Here is a 1,075-nt window from a genome sequence, read left to right as displayed (position 1 = left end):
GTGCTTCTCCTCGGCCGCCCGCTCGTCGTCCGGCGAGACGGAGTGCGGGCCGACCGGGGCGGGACGCGGGTGGGCGGTGGAGCCGCAGACGGCGCACGGCTCGCCTTCCCGCAGGGCGGCGGCGAGTTCGGCGGCCATGCCGCGCAGCCGCCGCTCCTTCAGCTCCAGCCACTCCTCGTACGCGGCGCTCGCGTGCTCCCGGGCCCGCAGCGCTTCCTTGGCGGCCTCCTCGATCCGGTCGTCCAGTTCCTGGCGGCGCCGGGCGGCGGCCAGCCGGCGGCCGGTCTCCGCCAGGGTTTCGGCACGGTGTCCGGCGCGCGCTCCGGCCGCTTCCGCCGCGCGCAGCCGGGCCGCGAGGCCGTCCCGTTCCGGTGCGAACCGCTCCAGCTCCGCGACGGTGCCGGCCAGCAGCGCGGCGTCCGCGATGTCGGCGCGCTCCAGCGCGGCGCACTCGGCCGCCAGGCGGGCGGCCCGCTCCTCGGCCTGCCGGGCCGCGCCCAGCGCGCCGAGCCGGCCGCGTACCGTCCGTTCCTCCTCGGCCAGCACGGCGGCGGACGCGCCGTCGAACGCGGCGGGCAGCTCCGCCCTGGCGTCCCGCGCCGCCTCGACGGCGCGGCGGTGCTCCTCGGCCGCCCGTTCGCGCAGCCGCAGCGCGGGGGTGACGCTCTCCGCGGCGCGCGCGTCGGCCAGTTCGCGCTCGGTACGTTCGCGTTCCTCCCGTTCGGCCTCCCAGACGGCGGCGCGGGCGCGGGCTTCGGCACGCCGTTCGGCGCGGCGTACCCGGTCCGCCGTCTCGGTGACCTCCCGCTCCGCCCGGGCGTGCGCGGCCTCGGCCGTCCGCAGGGACTGGGCGGCGATGTCGCGCCGTTCCCGGGCCAGGCTGCGCAACTGCGCGGCCCACACCAGCAGATCCTCGGCCGGTTCCCCGGCCCCGGCCGCCTGCCGCAGCCGGTCGGCCAGTGACCGGAGCCGGTCGTCCCCCTCCCGTACGCCCGCCGTCACCGCCTGGCGCCGCTCGGCGAGCTGCTGCTCCACCGCCGCGAACCGGCGGGTGTCGAACAGCCGCCCGAGCAGC

Annotated in this window: 1 pseudogene; it reads right to left on the bottom strand. The window is 79.8% G+C overall.

The features are described 5' to 3' along the window. Positions 1-1,075: pseudogene (locus ACFV5N_RS27990) on the bottom strand (SMC family ATPase); the annotation flags it as partial.

Origin of the sequence: Streptomyces sp. NPDC059853 (genome assembly GCF_042731495.1) — a bacterium.
GTDB lineage: Bacteria > Actinomycetota > Actinomycetes > Streptomycetales > Streptomycetaceae > Streptomyces.
This window is presented reverse-complemented; position numbering and strand designations above follow the sequence as displayed.